The organism is Clostridium sp. 1001283B150225_161107_B6, assembly GCF_015556325.1.
Taxonomy (GTDB): Bacteria; Bacillota; Clostridia; order Lachnospirales; family Lachnospiraceae; genus Enterocloster.
In genome coordinates, this window is sequence record NZ_JADNMD010000005.1 from 146,362 (window position 1) to 162,221 (window position 15,860).

Consider the following 15,860-nt stretch of genomic DNA (forward strand, 5'->3'; position numbering starts at 1 on the left):
CGAATCCGGTTTTCTATACTATAATGAAGCATTGAAATGCATCTTACACCGCAGCCCAGTGTTTACATAATGGGAGGACGAAGAAATGGGATTCACATTCATCAATAAACTGCCTACACCGGCAGAAATCCGGGAACAGTTCCCGCTGGCTCCTGAGCTGGCAGAAATCAAGCATGCGCGGGACGAGGAAATAAAAAAGGTATTTACCGGTGAGAGCGACAAGTTCGTTGTCATCATCGGTCCCTGTTCTGCTGACAACGAGGAATCTGTATGTGATTACGCCGGACGCCTTGTGAAAATCCAGGAAAAGACAAAGGACAAGCTAATCATCATTCCACGGGTCTACACCAACAAGCCCAGGACCACCGGCGAGGGATATATGGGAATGATTCATCAGCCGGACCCGGAGAAGCGGCCCGATATGTTCGAGGGTATACTGGCCATCCGCCATATGCACATGAGGGTGCTGCGGGAGACAGGTTTTTCCACTGCCGACGAAATGCTCTATCCGGAAAACATGAACTATCTCTCCGACATGATGTCCTATGTGGCAGTAGGCGCCCGTTCCGTGGAAAACCAGTTCCACCGTCTGGTAGCCAGCGGCTGCGACGTGCCGGTCGGCATGAAGAACCCCACCAGCGGCGACCTGACTGTTATGCTGAATTCCGTGGTGGCTGCACAGCTTCCCCACGACTTCATCTTCCGCGGCTTTGAAGTACAGTGCCCAGGCAATCCTCTGACCCACACCATCCTGCGTGGTGCTGTGAACAAGAGGGGCCAGTGCAACCCCAACTACCACTATGAGGATTTAAAGCTTTTATTTGACCTGTATAACAAGCGCGGGCTGCAGAATCCGGCCTGCATCGTGGACACAAACCATGCCAACTCCAACAAGCAGTATCAGGAACAGATTCGTATTGCCAAGGAAGTGCTCCACAGCCGCCGTCATTCCGGGGATATAAAGAACCTGGTAAAGGGCCTTATGATTGAAAGCTACATCGAACCCGGCAGCCAGAAAATCGGTGAACACTGCTATGGCAAATCCATCACCGACCCCTGTCTTGGATGGGATGATACACAACGGCTGTTGTATGAAATTGCGGATAACCTGGACTAAGAAAGTCATGGGCCGCGTAACATTCTAAACACATAAACAGGGCTCTGCATGCAGAAATCTCCCTCTGCATGGCAGGCCCTTTTTATTCTGAAAATCCTTATTCTGATTTGATTCCTATTCTGCTTCTGATTTGACTCTGATTTGATTCTGCTGCTTTCAGCTGAGGAATATCGTTGGTTCCTAGCTGGCCAGGGCCGTAATACCGAAATACGCCAGTACAATCACACCCAGAATGATTCTGTAGTATCCAAAGAACTTAAAATCATGCTTGCGTACATAGCTCATAAGGAACTGGATGGAATAAATGGAAACCACAAAGGCAATCAGCATTCCCAGTATGGTGTAGAATATCTGCGGGCCTGTGAAAACATTTCCTGCCAGGAAATACTTCACGATTTTTAACAGGCTGGCCCCAAACATAACCGGGATTCCCAGGAAAAATGAAAACTCTGCAGCGGCAGCCCTGGAACAGCCCAGGACCATGGCGCCCAGAATGGTAGAGCCGGAACGGGAGGTTCCCGGAATCAGAGCCAGCAGCTGCACCATGCCGATGAGGAACGCTGTCTTGGCTGAAATCTGTCCCACCTTGTTGAATCTGGGATTTGAACACACGCTGCTGTTCTCAAGCACGATAAAAAGTACGCCGTATACAATCAGGGCCGCTGCCACCACATAGGCATTGAACAGGTGGGCCTCCATCCAGTCATCCAGCAAAAGCCCCAGGATGGCTGCCGGAATACAGGCAATGATAATTTTAATCCACAGGGCCCATGTGGCGTCCTTCTGACGGCTGCTTTTACTTGGGCTAAAGGGATTCAGCTTATGAAAAAACATGACTACCACAGCCAGGATGGCACCCAGCTGAATCACTACCAGGAACACATCCTTAAACGCGTCCGGCTGGTTCAGGCGGATGATTTCATCCACCAGAATCATGTGGCCCGTGCTGCTGATGGGAAGCCACTCCGTAAATCCTTCCACAATGCCCAGTACAATGATTTTTAACACTTCAACTAAACTCATAAGCTCTCCTTACCGCAGACAGGCTCCATTTCCCGGCACCCTAAGGGTCCCTGCCCTGCTGCCCTCCGGCCGCACAAGCTCCTGCCTGCTGTACATTTTATGTATTCTTACTAAACCCTATACCTGTTTTATATATTCTCAATCTGCCAGTCAACAGGCATAAGGCCATGCTCTGTCAAAAATGCATTGGTCTTGCTGAAGGGCCTGCTCCCGAAAAATCCCCTGGACGCTGACAGCGGACTTGGATGGGGCGCCTCCAGAATCAGATGCCTGGGATTATTAAGCATTGCCTTCTTCGTCTGGGCAGGACGCCCCCATAAAATAAACACCATGGGCCTGTCCTGCTGGTTGAGAATGCCTATGGCTGCATCCGTAAATTTCTCCCATCCGATATCCCGGTGGGAATTGGCCTGGTGCGCCCTCACCGTAAGCACTGTATTTAACAGCATAACGCCCTGGTCAGCCCATTTCTTCAGATAACCGTTATTCGGTATATAACACCCTAAATCGTCGTGAAGCTCCTGATAGATGTTCACCAGGGAGGGAGGAATATCCACATCCGGCTTCACCGAAAAACACAGGCCATGGGCCTGGCCGTAATTGTGGTAAGGGTCCTGTCCCAGTATCACTACCTTCACGTCTGCCAGCGGTGTAAATGCAAATGCATTAAAGATATCATCCGGTTCGGGAAACACCCTTCTGGTCTCATATTCATGCTTTACTGTCTTATACAATTCTTTATAATAGGGCTTCTTAAATTCACTGCTCAAAGGCCCCAGCCAGTCATTGGTAATCGCGGCCATATCCTGCTTCTCCTTTTCTTTCACCATATAATTCACATTTTCATATTTTAGCATAGGAAACCGCAGGAAACAACGGATATCGACAAAATAATTTAAGAAAGAGGCCGGGACAGCAGACCGAAAAGGCCGGGTAAAAGGATTCGGGTTATTGGGCGCAAAAGCGCTAACATGAATAAACCAATTAAAAAATAGCCACTAAGGATGAAGTGACTATTTTTTCTTCCATTGTTCTTATCCGCGTGTACCGGGAAGAAACCAATTAAAAGCACCGGCTACATCCTGACTGCAATCCCTCTCCCCGCCAGGTACTCCTTAAGTTCCCGTATCTCCAGTTCCTTATAATGAAACAGGGATGCCGCCAGTGCGGCGTCTGCGCTGCCTTTAGTCAATGCATCATAGAAATGTTCCTTATTCCCGGCGCCTCCCGAAGCAATGACCGGCACGGATACATGGGAAGCAATGAGGGAGGTCAGTTCATTGTCATATCCGTTCTTGGTTCCGTCGCAGTCCATGCTGGTGAGCAGTATCTCTCCCGCTCCCAGGCGCTCTGCCTCCATGGCCCACTTAAGGGCATCTGTCCCCACATCCACACGTCCGCCGTGTTTGTAGATATTCCAGCCCTTTCCGTCCTCCCTGCGCCTGGCGTCTATGGCTACCACCACGCATTGACGGCCGAATTTATCCGCTGCATCACTGATAAGGCGGGGATTGTCAATGGCTGAGGAATTGATGGATATCTTATCCGCTCCCTCTCTGAGAAGCATGCGGAAATCTTCCACGGTGCGTATGCCGCCTCCCACGGTAAACGGAATAAAAACAGTCTCTGCCACCTTGCGCACCATATCCACCACGGTACGGCGGTTGTCTGAGGATGCCGTGATATCCAGAAATACCAGTTCGTCTGCCCCTGCCTTATCATAAGCCGCAGCTATCTCCACCGGGTCCCCGGCATCCCGCAGGTTCACAAAATTCACGCCCTTTACCACACGGCCATTGTTCACGTCCAGGCATGGTATGATTCTTTTGGTAAACATATCGCCTCTCCTGTCTCCTGTTTTATTTGGCTTGGCGCTGTCCCGGCACTCCTTCCCCGGACACCGCAGGACCTTCACAGTCCCATAAAATTCTTAAGAATGGCAAGTCCCACTTCCCCGCTTTTCTCCGGATGGAACTGACAGGCAAACACATTTCCCTGCTCCACTGAAGCGTGTATCCGGGTGCTGTACTCTGCGGAAGCCGCCACAATGGATTCGTCCCCTGCTTTCAGGTAATAGGAATGTACAAAGTAAACATAGGCTCCGTTATCAATCCCTTTAAACAGTTTTGCCCCCGGCCTTATGTCCAGTGAGTTCCAGCCCATATGGGGAATCTTGAGCCCGGGATGCTCCGGTATCTTATATATTGTTCCCGGAAGAATCCCCAGCCCCGCGGCCCCGGGACTCTCATCGCTGCCTGCAAACAAAAGCTGCAGTCCAAGGCAGATTCCTAAAAACGGGGTTCCCTGGTCCACTGTCTCACGAATCACATCCGACAGACCATACTGCTCCAGCTTTCCCATTGCATCGCCGAACGAACCTACTCCGGGCAGGATAACCTTGTCCGCTTCCAGTATTGTCTTCCTGTCCCTGGTTATGACAGGCGTTTCCCCCAGTGATAACAGGGCTTTTTCCACACTGCGCAGGTTTCCTGCGTCATAATCAATGATAGCAATCATATATTCGACCTCGTTCCTATGATTTAATATTTTAGCATTGTAACGTGATAAAGGCAACCTGTTTTTGTAATCATTTTATATTGTTTCAGGAATTATCCCTTTCAGGAACTACTATTTTCAGAAATTATTAGTTTCTCTCTGCCAGGCCGCGGATAAAGGAAACTGAATCTGCCTGGATTCCCCCGGCCCGCTCTCCCATCTCCCGGGGCATCTGGTAAAATTGTCTGTTGACACGGTAAAATGCGGATTTACGGTTAAAAAATGCAATCTTCTCAAACGGCCACCGCATGACGGTAGGCGTCTTGAAGCCTTCCCCCAGTTCCAGAATAACCAGTTTGCGGTTCAGGGTTCCTGTCTGCCATTTCTTGTAGGCCTCCCACCTGGGCAGATAGCCTTCCTCGATATAGTTCTCTGCCTCAACCGTATTGCCTGTCAGGGGAGCCCTGCAATGGGGGCAGGTATCCTCCGGCACCTCCCCCTCCTCCCATATATCCTTGGTACAGGCTTTAGAGCACTGTCTCCAATGGATATTCCCGCAGGGAGCCACCACCCGTTTGCTGTCAAAATCCGTGTCATAGACAGCCCCGTCCGTCACAGTGGTCACCACATAATAATCCTTGTCCCTGACCAGGTCCCATAAGGCTTCGTAGGCAGCTTTCAGCTCCCTCTGAGCTTCGTCCGCCAGACAGCGCAGCCGCACATCCCTTCCATCGTCCTTTAATTTCCATTCCCCTCCGATGCCTATCAGTACCTTTTCTGCACCGGACAGTGCTTCTAACATTTCCTTTTTCTGCTGGTCCATATTCATTCTTCACTCCTGTCATTGGCAGAGCCGCCCTGGACCGGAGTGTGCCTGCTTTACCACTCCGGGCCCTGGCGCCCGTCTCATGCTATCATACCATAAAATGCAGGACCCTTCAACGCTGCCGCCCCGGGACGGCCGGATATATATGCACCCCATAAGCCCATACCGCCCGCTGTTCTTGGTTGCATTTTCGCCGGACCTGCTATAAAATATAGAAAGCAAATACAGAAAAAGGAGCCTGTCAAAAGGCAGACCGGACCTGGATTCCGGCCTGGCGGCGCAGGCGAAGAGGTGAAGCAGCAGCATGAAATCAGCACAAGACCTGAGAAGATTACTGGAATCCATTGACCGGAAGGGATATCCGGCCTATAAAGATACGCGGGGTTCCTATGACTTTGGGGATTATGTACTTTCCATCGACCATGTACAGGGGGACCCCTTTGCATCCCCTTCCAAATTAAGCGTATTCATTCCGCAGCAGCGGGCATCCTATCCCTGCGAATATTTCGACGCCCCCCACAAGCAGACTGCCCTGGAGGACTATCTGGTCAGACAGTTCTGCCAGGAAATCGCCAAATATAATTTCAAGGCAAAAGGTTCCGGCAAAAGCGGCCTGATTGCCACCAGCCATCCGGGGCCTGAGATTCTGAGCCGGACAGCCTGTGAATGCAGCACCAGGGGCATCACAGCCCGCTTTGAAGCCGGTTTCCCGGCCAATGGCAGAACCATCAATTCCGGCGAGCTGGTTAAGATTCTGTTCGATTTCCTGCCCCGGTGCGTTAAAACTGTATTTTATTATAAGAGCAGGCCGGCCCGGGAAGTAAAGGACGTAGCCGACCTGGCGGAAGACCAGTATTTCATCCGCTGTGAGCTGGAACGCCTGGGACTGGTTTCCTTTGTTGCGGACGGCGCCGTCCTTCCCAGGGAAAGCGGCATTTCCAGCAGCCCCATGAAGGGCAGCGTTCCCTTCCAGTCACCGGATTCCCTCCGGCTGGAATTAAACCTTCCCCACCATGGCAGAATCACCGGAATGGGACTGCGCCGGGGCATTACCCTGATTGTAGGCGGCGGATATCATGGCAAATCCACCCTGTTGAAAGCCCTGGAGTCCGGTGTCTATAACCATGTGGCCGGAGATGGACGGGAATATGTCATCACGGATTCCACTGCCATGAAGCTGCGGGCAGAAGACGGCAGAAGTGTCCGGAACGTGGACATTTCCCTGTTCATCAACGACCTGCCCAACAAAAAGAACACCCATTGCTTCTCCACTGAGGATGCCAGCGGCAGCACCTCCCAGGCAGCTGCTGTCATTGAGGGGATTGAAGCCGGAAGCAGTGTATTCCTGATTGACGAGGATACCTCTGCCACCAACTTCATGGTCAGGGACGACCTGATGCAGAAAATCATCAGCCGTGACCAGGAGCCCATTACCCCCTTCATTGAAAGAGCCAGGGATTTGTATGAAAAATCCGGTATTTCCACTGTCATGGTGGCAGGAAGTTCAGGCGCTTACTTCTATATTGCAGATACCATCCTGCAGATGGACTGCTATGAGCCCTTTGACATCACGGATAAGACCAAAGCCTTTTGTTCCGGCTACGGCGTCGAACCCATTACTTCTGCCCCAGGCTTCCTTCTTCCCACAGAGGGGCGCAGGCTATTGAGCAGTAAGGGCGGTTCCCAGACCGCATCCAGGAATTCCGCTGTTCCAAACCGGGGCGGTTACAGGGGCCGGGGTTCCCATGACGGGGGCCGGGACGAGCGCATCAAGGTCAAGGTATACGGCAAGGATTCCCTGCAAATCGGCAGGTCCCCTGTGGACCTCCGGTTCGTGGAACAGCTCGTTGATTCCGAGCAGACCAATACCCTGGCGCAGATGCTGCGCTACTGTGCGCAACACCAGCTCCTGGAGCGCTATACGGTGAAGGATACTGTCTCCCTGCTGCTTAAGGAGATACAGAAGGGCGGTCTGTGCGCCATGGGAGACAGCTCCTATGCGGCCTGCGGCCTTTCCATGCCGAGAATCCAGGAAATATACGCCTGCATCAACCGCTACCGCGATTAAATCCTGCCAATATACGTATTTATGGTATACGAAAGAAACAGCGCTTCCTCTGCCACCATGACAGCGGGCGCTGTTTCCTGCGTATCCCTCTCCTAATATTCCTTTCCGTCAAGAATCTCCAGATAGTCCTTCAGATTCTTCTCCAGCAATGCTGGCGTATCCAGATTATAAGGACATTTTCCCTTGCACTGGTTGCAGTGGAGGCACTGTTCAATCTTCTTCATATTCTCCTGGGCCTCTGGTGTCAGCCAGGCAGCGGAAGGCGCCCTGCGTATCATAAGGGACATCCTGGCGCAATTATTGATTTGGATTCCAACGGGACATGGCATACAGTATCCGCAGCCCCTGCAGAATTCACCTAAAAGCTCGTCCCTGTCCTTATCAATCAATGCCTGTATCTCATCTGTCATCTGAGGCGGATTTCCCACATAGGACAGGAACTCATCCAGCTCCCCTTCTCTCTGGACCCCCCAGATTGGAAGCACATTGTCAAACTGGGCCAGATATGCGTAGGCTGCCCGTGAATTATTGATAAGGCCGCCGGATAATGCCTTCATGGCAATGAAACCCATGTCCGCCTTCCTGCAGCGCTCCACCAGTTCCAGGTCCTTGTCCGTAGCCAGATAACAGAATGGGAACTGCAATGTCTCATAAAGACCGGAGTCAATTGCCTCCGCCGCCACTGCCAGCCTGTGGTTGGTGATTCCTATATGGTGTACCTTTCCCTGGGCCCTGGCCTCCAGAACAGCCTCATACAGTCCGGTTCCGTCTCCCGGCTTTGGACAGAAAGGCGGATTATGGAATTGATAAAGGTCCACATGGTCTGTTCTCAGGTTTTTCAGGGAAGTTTCCAGGTCCTCCCAGAATTTCTCTGCTGTCTTAGCCGCTGTCTTGGTTGCGATGAACACCTTATCACGTATTCCCTCAAGTGCAGCTCCTAGCTTTTCCTCGCTGTCCGTATAATTCCTGGCTGTGTCAAAGAACGTGATTCCCCCATCATATGCCTTCTTTATAAGGCGTACCGCGTCCTCCTCCGGTATCCTCTGGATAGGAAGGGCCCCAAACCCATTCTTATTCACAGTGATACCTGTTTTCCCTAGCGTGACTTCCACCATCTTATGTACCTCCTTCAGGCCTGTTGTTTTTTATCATTCTACCATAAAACAGCGGTCAACTACAACATGAGGAATCAAACAAAGCCTTCAAAAAACAGAAGCTGAAAGATAAATCAAAAAATAAAGTTAAAAAAATAAGAACGCGCAGATTTCCATCCAGGCGTCCTTATTCCCATATGGACTTACTGTATATACAGGATTACATAGCTCATGCACTGAGAGTCATGTCCCCTGCCAGCATTTCTTTTAAATCATCCATGGTCATGTCCCGTTCCTTTAGCATCTCATTCACGACCTTAAATTCCTCCAGCTGGATATGTTCCATAAGAGCCTTTTCCTTTTCCCTCATGGTTTCCAGACAGCTCTCATACTGTGCTATGGATGCCTGTACATCCGCCAGCTCTCCCTGCAGTTTTTCAACCGGTGACTTTCTTACTCCCCGTGCCATAATCATGTGCTCCTTTTCTTCTTGATAATATCTGGTCTGAATCTGTTTCCGGGTATATACCCATAGGACAGGTCCATTTATTACCAGTATATGTAACCATATTTCAAAATATACATAAGCTGTTTAAAATCCTCTGTTGTTTTAGGTCCGCCGGCTATGGCGGCCTCTGGTTCCGGCCGGAACACCAATCCATTCCCATGCACTCGTTTTTTGGGACAATTCATGGTATAATATTTTTGTATGCCGCCTGACTGCCTGAAAGGAAAATAGTGATGAATAAGAAAGATAAAGGTCTGGATGTATGTCAAAATGAGGGCGGGGGATTACAGCGCCATAGCCGATGTGCACAGGGATGCAGGCAATATGGATGAGGCCCTGGCCTATTATGAGAAAGGTCTGAAAGCCATCCAAAAAGCCTGCGGAAAGGACTCCGCCTATACGGCAGTCTTTTTATGCGATATAGGAGATACGTACAAGAAAACAGAGGATTATGAAAAAGCCATGGAACATTACCGGCAGGCCCTTAAAATCCAGGAACACAACGGAAGCGACCTGACCTGGTCCTACATCCGTATAGCGCGGATTTACGATGCCCAAAAGGAGTATGAAACCGCTGACTCCCTTCCAACAGCTACCGGGAGGACCTGGAACAATTCAAGGAGCAGCTGAAAGGGTATTGCCAGACAAACACCAGTAATATGAGTGATGAAGGATTCACGGCCTGGTATCAGGACCAGATGGATTCAGAATAAAACCAGGAGGACATCATGTTTAAAGACTACGAACATCATGCACAGTATTATGAGACAGACCAGATGGGCTGTGTACATCATTCCAACTACATCCGCTGGATGGAGGAGGCAAGGGTCAGCCTGATGGAACAGATGGGCTGCGGATATAAGGCCATGGAAGCCTCAGGCGTCATGAGCCCGGTTCTGGAGGTACACTGCCAGTACAGGTCCATGGTACATTTTGATGACCATGTAAAAATACATGTATGGGTAAAGGAATATAACGCCATCCGCATGACGCTTGCTTATGAGATGCGCGATGCCGCCACAGGTGAACTTAAAACCACAGGTGAGAGCAAACACTGTTTCCTGGGTACAGACGGCAGACCTGTATCCCTGAAACGTTCCTACCCGCAGTGGGATACCGCATTCAGCAGGGCTGTCCTGGCCCAGGCGGCCCTGCAATGAAACAGTACATGGGTACCGCAATTATCCAAATAATTGTTCCGATATAAAACTAAAACCAACAAAAGACAGGAAGGCTGACTCGTTTATGACTAGAAGAAATAGTATCCGAATATTGATAATATCCATTTTTTGCAGTATCTCGCTTTTGCTGGGAGGATGCGCTGATTCCGCCCCAGCCCTTTCCCAGGACAAAGGTTACTCCGCAGCCGCCCCATCCGGGCCGGGACTGGCTGTACATTTCATTGATGTGGGCCAGGGAGACAGTATACTGGCCGAATCAGGCGGACACTACATGCTGATTGATGCAGGGGAAAATGACCAGGCCAATACCGTAATCTCTTATCTGCAGGCAGAGGGAGTGGAAAAACTGGATTATGTGATTGGCACCCATCCCCATTCCGACCATATCGGCGGCCTGGACAAGGTAATTGATACCTTTCCCGTGGACAGAGTCTTCCTGCCGCCGGTGGAGCATACCACCAGGACCTTTGAGGATGTACTGGACTCCATTGCTTCCAAAGGACTGAAAATCACCAAACCGGTGCCGGGGGACTCCTATGATTTGGGAAGCGCCTCCTTTACCATACTCTCTCCGGTAAAAGACTATGGCACCGACCTGAACAACTGGTCCGTGGGCATCCGCCTTACTTACGGCGATAACAGCTTTGTCATGTGCGGCGATGCAGAAAGCCAGGCGGAGGAAGATATTGTAAACAGCGGCGCAGTGTTAAAGGCAGATGTGCTGAAGGCAGGCCATCACGGCAGCCGCACCGCTACCAGCGATGCATTTCTGAAAAAGGTATCACCCTCCTGGGTGGTAATCCAGTGCGGGGAAGGCAACTCCTACGGACACCCCCATAAGGAGACAATGGAAAAACTAAAAAAAGCAGGCTGCCAGGTACTCCGCACAGATGAGGAAGGGACCATTGCCGCTTTCAGTGACGGCAGTACAATCACATGGAGCACCGCCACCCATCAGGCTGGCAATACCGCCGAACACAGCTCCGGCAGTGCCTCCTCCCTTTCCTCCTATGTCATAAATGTTAACACCGGCAAGTTCCACAGCCCCGGCTGTGCCTCGGTCCCACAGATGAAGACGGAAAACCGGAAGGATGTAACCTCTTCCAGGGAGGAACTGATACAGGAGGGATACGAGCCCTGTAAACAGTGTAAACCGTAACCCAAACACCAGCTGTTACATGCTGTCAATACGGTCTCTGGGCTGGAGCATGTTTAAAACACACAGAAAGGATATTCTATATGAAATATATCATTGACCGGCTGGAGGAGGGTCTGGCCATATGTGAAACAGAAGCAAGAGAGCGCATAACGGTTCCCGTCAGCCATCTTCCGGAGAATGTTAAGGAAGGCGACGTATTACAGGCAGAGGATGGTTTGTTTTCCCTGGATACCGAAGAAACAGATAAAAGACGGAAAGAAATGAAAAAGAAGCTTATGGATTTATTCGGGTAAATCCAGATAGCACACAGACAGCCGGGGGCCTGCATTGAGACATTATCAATGCAGGCCCGTTTGCTTCTCTGTTATCATCTTCCCGTCCTGGTCAAACTGGTACTCTGTTCCATCGACCATACAGGTTCCGGTAACCATCTTCCCATCCGTCCCCAGGTAATAAAGACAGCCATTTTCCCTGTACCATCCGGTCCGCATGTTTCCGTCGCTGTCAAAACAGTACCACACACCGTCAATCTGTTTCCAGCATCCAATCAGCTGTGTTCCGTCCTCACAGATATAATTCCACTGTGTCCCATTTTGGTTCCATCCCGTTGTATCTGCCGCCCTTTCCCGGGAAACTGCCCGGACAGCCGGAATATCCAGGTCCCCGGCCTGGGTTTCCTGAACCATATTGGCAGCCTTTGTTGGAATCTGGGCTTGTGTCTGGGTCTGGGCCTTAGTTTGGGCACCTCCTGCATAGGGACACACGCCGTTGGGATGCAGGTGGGCCGGATGTCCTCCGCAGTGGTAGTGGTAGCTTCCCAACCCGCTGGCATTTTTGTTATCCCGGTGTCCTCCGTTGGCATCTGTCCGGCCCGAATGGGCCTGGGACTCCATTTCCCACGGAGCCTGTCCTGTTGTTCCTGCCCCTCCTGCCAGAATCACTCCGCTCATAACCGCTGCCAGCCATACCTTTACCGTTCGTTTCATCTCATACCTCCCGATTTCATTTTCAACTCTATTTTACCATGTTTCCATCTGTGTGTAACCTTATATTTCAACATCTTTCCAGGGTATTTTCGCATTTTTACGCCATTTCCCTCATAAAAAAATGATGTAAGCACTTGCGCGTTTTTCCCAATGATGATACCATAAGAAACATATGCAATGAATTCAACTAGTTTGGAGGTTTTTAAGATGGAATTAATCATACCTAAGGATTACGACCCCCGTCTTTCCATCCGTGAGACGCAGGACGCAATCAAATACATACGCGACACCTTCCAGAAGGAAATGGGAAGGGAGATGCATCTAGAGCGTATCTCCGCCCCCCTGTTCGTGGAAAGAAGCAGCGGTCTTAACGATAACCTAAACGGTACTGAGCGCCCCGTGTCCTTTGACATGCTGGGACTTCCCGGGGAAACCCTGGAGGTTGTGCACTCACTGGCAAAATGGAAGCGTATGGCCCTAAAGGAATACGGCTTTCAGCCCGGCGAGGGGCTTTACACCAATATGAACGCCATCCGCAGGGACGAGGAGCTGGATAACCTTCACTCCTGTTATGTGGACCAGTGGGACTGGGAACGGGTCATCACCAGGGAACAGCGCAATCTGGATACCTTAAAGGACACGGTGCGGGAGATTTTTAAAATTATCAAGCACATGCAGCATGAGGTGTGGTATAAATACCCGGAGGCAGTGAAGCACCTTCCAAAGGATATCTTCTTCATCACCAGCCAGGAGCTGGAGGACCTGTATCCGGACAATACGCCTAAGGAACGGGAAAACCTGATAACCAGGGAACATGGCTGCGTATTCCTGATGCAGATTGGCGATAAACTGGCCGGCGGCAAGCCCCATGACGGACGCGCGCCTGACTATGACGACTGGAAGCTGAACGGCGATATCCTGTTCTGGTTTGAGCATTTACAGTGCGCCCTGGAAATCTCCAGCATGGGTATCCGTGTGGATGAGGCTGCCCTGGAGGACCAGCTCAGGAAAGCCGGATGCGAAGACCGCCGCAGTCTTCCTTATCATAAAATGCTTTTAAACGGAGAACTTCCCTACACCATCGGCGGCGGTATCGGACAGTCACGTCTGTGCATGCTGCTTTTGGACCGCGCCCATATAGGTGAAGTCCAGGCCAGTATCTGGCCCAGGGAAATGCGCGATATCTGCGGAAAAAACAAGATATATCTGCTGTAGCCATTGGCCGGGAGCGTATTATGGAATCCAATATCTCAATCTTTTTTATCATAGAAATAGTCGGAACCGTGGCCTTTGCCTCGTCCGGTGCCCTGGTGGCCATCAAACAGCGCCTGGACCTGCTGGGAGTGGTGGTCCTGGGCGTCACCACTGCTGTCGGCGGCGGAATGCTCCGGGACATTATACTGGGAATCGTACCGCCCAGCCTGTTCATGAACCCGGTTTACGTGTACACGGCCTTTCTGGCGGCCATGGTACTCTTTGTCCTGGTCTGGCTGAACCAGAGGATACTGGAAAGCCGGTATATCTCGGCTTATGAGAAGATAATGAACCTGTTTGACGCCATTGGACTGGGAGCCTTCACGGTAACAGGCATCAACACAGCTGTGACGGCCGGTTACGGGGAATATCATTTTCTCTCCGTGTTCCTGGGCGTCCTTACAGGCGTGGGAGGCGGCGCCCTCAGGGATATTCTGGCCGGCCAGTCCCCGTATATCCTGCGCAAGCATGTATATGCTTCCGCCTCCATTGCCGGGGCTGTCTGCTATGTCTGCCTGAACGGCTGGCTCTCCAGAGACGCCTCCATGATATTGAGCGCAATCCTGGTGGTGCTCATCCGCCTTCTGGCCACAAAGTACGACTGGAATCTTCCCACCGCCTACCACACCAAAAACAAATAAAAAACAAGCCCGGGCCCCAATCATTGTACAAACCGTGTACAAATGACCGGGGCCCGGCCTTTTCTCCCCTCTCTCTATCTCTGCTGCTGCAAATACTTGGTAATGCTTCTCTGGAATATCTTCATGCTGCTGTCCACATTCCTGTTTTCCATAAGTATCTTGGATACCTCCCCGTCCGCCAGGCTCATGACCTGCTCATACTGCTGGAACTTGGGCTCTATGACCCCGTTCTCAATTACATTGTACAGCAGACTGCTGTTAATGACCTGCTCCCCCTCATCCATGTCCTCCTGTATGATGGCCGCTGCCTGGCCGGAGCCGGTAACGCTTTTCAGCACAGACACGCCCTGTGAGTACCGGAATATGTCCATCTGCATCTCCTCATTTCCAGTCAGCTGTTTCAGGAATTCCCACGCCAGCTTTTCATGCTTTGTGCTGCTGTTGATGCCCATGAGAAGGGAATCCACCCTGGAACGGTTCTCTCCCTCTTTTCCGGCAGGAAACGTGATGCAGTCCCACTGGAACTTTGTGTATTTCTTAATCCGGTAGGGGTAGGTCTTATAGGTCCTGTACTCTGCAAAGGTCAGGGGCATAAAGGCCACGTTCCCTTTGTTGAAGTCCTCCTGGGTCACGCTCTGTCCCTGGTTAAGGTCGTTAAGGCGCTTCATGTATTTGATGGCGTCCAGGACATGGGGGTCCGTAAAGGACAACTGCTGCTGGTCCCCGCCGTAAAATCTCCCCCCGCTGGTGTAAACCGCGTTCCTCCAGCTGTAATTATAGGTGCCGAACTGGTCCAGCAATCCATCCCCATTCACATCCTTTGTTATCTTCCTGCATATTTCATACATATCATCCCATGTCCAGTCCTCCCCCGGCACCTCAATCTGTTCCCTGGCCAAAAGGGATTTGTTGACAAATAAAAGGACCGGAACCGTTTCATAGGGAAGGGCGCACTGGTGTCCATCGTATTTTCCCGCGTCAAGGGCTGTGGTGAAAAAGTCACTGCGGTCAAACCCGTCATCATGCTCAATGAGTTCGTCCAGGTTTTTCATGACCCCCAAAGATGAATACAGGTTGAAATCCGTATCCGGCACCATAAACACATCCGGCATCTTTCCCTCCAACAGCTTTCTGGCGCACCACTCCGAGTAGTCCTCCTTGCTGATTCCGCTGTAATAGTGAATCTTCACCCCGGGATGCTCCTCCTCAAACCTTGCAATCGCCTTGTCCATGATGACAAAGCTGCTGGCACTGGCAACGTCCCAGTTGCTTCCCGTAAACATGCCGAATTCCAGGACTATCTCCTTATCATGATACATGTATATACATCCCGCCAGACCAAAAAGGAGGACCAGGGCTGTTCCCAGCCCCAGCGTCCATTTCCATCCCTTCATCCCAATCTCACCCTTCCTTCTGCCTCTCTCCTGCCTCTGTTCTGCTTCTGCCTGCCGCTCCGCTTCTGCCTGCTGTCCTGCTTCTGCCTGCTGTCCTGCTTCTGCCTGCTGTC

At 51.1% G+C, this 15,860-nt stretch carries 18 protein-coding genes; 8 read left to right on the forward strand and 10 right to left on the reverse strand.

Annotated elements, in window-relative coordinates:
- The first annotated feature begins 85 nt into the window (after nucleotides 1-85).
- On the forward strand, nucleotides 86-1,117 hold the full coding sequence (locus I2H39_RS14095) for a 3-deoxy-7-phosphoheptulonate synthase (RefSeq protein WP_138311758.1): 1,032 nt from the start codon (nucleotides 86-88) through the stop codon (nucleotides 1,115-1,117).
- Between the two features lie 180 nt (nucleotides 1,118-1,297).
- Here I2H39_RS14095 and I2H39_RS14100 read toward each other — a convergent pair whose 3' ends face one another.
- The 5 genes from I2H39_RS14100 to I2H39_RS14120 form a co-directional block, all read right to left on the reverse strand.
- On the reverse strand, nucleotides 1,298-2,140 hold the full coding sequence (locus I2H39_RS14100) for an undecaprenyl-diphosphate phosphatase (protein WP_138311757.1): 843 nt from the start codon (nucleotides 2,138-2,140) through the stop codon (nucleotides 1,298-1,300).
- Nucleotides 2,141-2,268: 128 nt separating this feature from the next.
- Nucleotides 2,269-2,943, reverse strand: coding sequence for a uracil-DNA glycosylase (locus I2H39_RS14105; RefSeq protein WP_138311760.1), 675 nt, complete (start codon nucleotides 2,941-2,943; stop codon nucleotides 2,269-2,271).
- Between the two features lie 272 nt (nucleotides 2,944-3,215).
- Nucleotides 3,216-3,977 (reverse strand): imidazole glycerol phosphate synthase subunit HisF, encoded by a 762-nt coding sequence (gene hisF, locus I2H39_RS14110; protein ID WP_195626752.1) that lies wholly within the window; start codon nucleotides 3,975-3,977, stop codon nucleotides 3,216-3,218.
- A gap of 74 nt (nucleotides 3,978-4,051) precedes the next feature.
- Entirely contained in the window at nucleotides 4,052-4,657 is a 606-nt protein-coding gene (gene hisH, locus I2H39_RS14115) for an imidazole glycerol phosphate synthase subunit HisH (RefSeq protein ID WP_195626753.1), read from the reverse strand.
- A gap of 127 nt (nucleotides 4,658-4,784) precedes the next feature.
- Entirely contained in the window at nucleotides 4,785-5,465 is a 681-nt protein-coding gene (locus tag I2H39_RS14120; RefSeq protein ID WP_330641008.1) for a hypothetical protein, read from the reverse strand.
- Between the two features lie 301 nt (nucleotides 5,466-5,766).
- Between I2H39_RS14120 and I2H39_RS14125 the strand changes: the two genes are divergently transcribed.
- The gene (locus I2H39_RS14125) at nucleotides 5,767-7,530 is read left to right on the forward strand and encodes an ABC-ATPase domain-containing protein (protein ID WP_195626754.1); all 1,764 of its coding nucleotides are present in this window, start codon (nucleotides 5,767-5,769) and stop codon (nucleotides 7,528-7,530) included.
- Between the two features lie 92 nt (nucleotides 7,531-7,622).
- Here I2H39_RS14125 and I2H39_RS14130 read toward each other — a convergent pair whose 3' ends face one another.
- Nucleotides 7,623-8,645, reverse strand: coding sequence for an aldo/keto reductase (locus tag I2H39_RS14130; protein ID WP_195626755.1), 1,023 nt, complete (start codon nucleotides 8,643-8,645; stop codon nucleotides 7,623-7,625).
- Between the two features lie 208 nt (nucleotides 8,646-8,853).
- The gene (locus tag I2H39_RS14135; protein WP_138311752.1) at nucleotides 8,854-9,093 is read right to left on the reverse strand and encodes a hypothetical protein; all 240 of its coding nucleotides are present in this window, start codon (nucleotides 9,091-9,093) and stop codon (nucleotides 8,854-8,856) included.
- A gap of 297 nt (nucleotides 9,094-9,390) precedes the next feature.
- On the opposite strand from I2H39_RS14135, the gene I2H39_RS14140 reads away from it, so the two are divergent.
- From I2H39_RS14140 to I2H39_RS14155, 4 genes are all read left to right on the forward strand, one after another.
- Entirely contained in the window at nucleotides 9,391-9,762 is a 372-nt protein-coding gene (locus I2H39_RS14140; protein ID WP_227146092.1) for a tetratricopeptide repeat protein, read from the forward strand.
- A 98-nt stretch (nucleotides 9,763-9,860) separates the two neighbouring features.
- A complete protein-coding gene (locus I2H39_RS14145) occupies nucleotides 9,861-10,292 on the forward strand; it encodes a thioesterase family protein (RefSeq protein ID WP_138311750.1) in 432 nt (143 codons plus the stop codon).
- Nucleotides 10,293-10,377: 85 nt separating this feature from the next.
- On the forward strand, nucleotides 10,378-11,472 hold the full coding sequence (locus tag I2H39_RS14150) for a ComEC/Rec2 family competence protein (protein WP_195626756.1): 1,095 nt from the start codon (nucleotides 10,378-10,380) through the stop codon (nucleotides 11,470-11,472).
- Nucleotides 11,473-11,552: 80 nt separating this feature from the next.
- Complete coding sequence (locus I2H39_RS14155; protein ID WP_138311748.1) at nucleotides 11,553-11,765, forward strand: DUF3006 domain-containing protein; 213 nt, start codon at nucleotides 11,553-11,555, stop codon at nucleotides 11,763-11,765.
- A gap of 45 nt (nucleotides 11,766-11,810) precedes the next feature.
- Here the strand turns inward: I2H39_RS14155 and I2H39_RS14160 are convergent, their stop codons facing one another.
- Nucleotides 11,811-12,458, reverse strand: a complete 648-nt coding sequence (locus tag I2H39_RS14160) for a YHYH domain-containing protein (protein WP_195626757.1) — start codon at nucleotides 12,456-12,458, stop codon at nucleotides 11,811-11,813.
- The gene (locus I2H39_RS28860) at nucleotides 12,455-12,679 is read right to left on the reverse strand and encodes a hypothetical protein (RefSeq protein ID WP_178332217.1); all 225 of its coding nucleotides are present in this window, start codon (nucleotides 12,677-12,679) and stop codon (nucleotides 12,455-12,457) included. The genes I2H39_RS14160 and I2H39_RS28860 overlap by 4 nt, the downstream gene beginning before the upstream one ends.
- On the opposite strand from I2H39_RS28860, the gene asnA reads away from it, so the two are divergent.
- Both asnA and I2H39_RS14170 read left to right on the forward strand, forming a co-directional pair.
- Nucleotides 12,666-13,673, forward strand: coding sequence for an aspartate--ammonia ligase (gene asnA / locus I2H39_RS14165; RefSeq protein WP_138311746.1), 1,008 nt, complete (start codon nucleotides 12,666-12,668; stop codon nucleotides 13,671-13,673). The genes I2H39_RS28860 and asnA overlap by 14 nt on opposite strands.
- Nucleotides 13,674-13,693: 20 nt before the next feature.
- Nucleotides 13,694-14,353: a trimeric intracellular cation channel family protein gene (locus I2H39_RS14170; protein WP_138311745.1), complete on the forward strand. Its 660-nt coding sequence runs from the start codon at nucleotides 13,694-13,696 to the stop codon at nucleotides 14,351-14,353.
- Between the two features lie 74 nt (nucleotides 14,354-14,427).
- On the opposite strand, the gene I2H39_RS14175 is transcribed toward I2H39_RS14170, so the two are convergent.
- The gene (locus I2H39_RS14175) at nucleotides 14,428-15,747 is read right to left on the reverse strand and encodes an extracellular solute-binding protein (RefSeq protein ID WP_138311744.1); all 1,320 of its coding nucleotides are present in this window, start codon (nucleotides 15,745-15,747) and stop codon (nucleotides 14,428-14,430) included.
- Nucleotides 15,748-15,860: the final 113 nt, after the last annotated feature.